We start from the raw sequence: 232 nt of genomic DNA on the forward strand, positions 1-232 counted from the left end.
AAGTTGTTAGCACTCAAATGGGTGAGCCTGATGAAAATGGTCGCCGTCGTGCTGAGGTGGTATCTGGATCTGAGGAAGTTATTCCAACTGATGCAGTATTAGTGGCTTTTGGCTTCCGTCCAAGTCCAGCGCCTTGGTTTGCTGACTTCGGTATCGATCTGCATGAAGATGGTCGAGTCAAGGCACCTGAGCAGCATGCGTACCCATTCCAGACTACCAATGAAAAGGTGTT

The 232-nt window shown here is 49.1% G+C and carries 1 pseudogene; it reads left to right on the top strand.

The features are described 5' to 3' along the window. Positions 1–232, top strand: a pseudogene (locus AYW76_RS19290) (glutamate synthase small subunit); the annotation flags it as partial.

Source organism: Marinomonas gallaica, assembly GCF_001639745.1.
Classification (GTDB): Bacteria; Pseudomonadota; Gammaproteobacteria; order Pseudomonadales; family Marinomonadaceae; genus Marinomonas; species Marinomonas gallaica.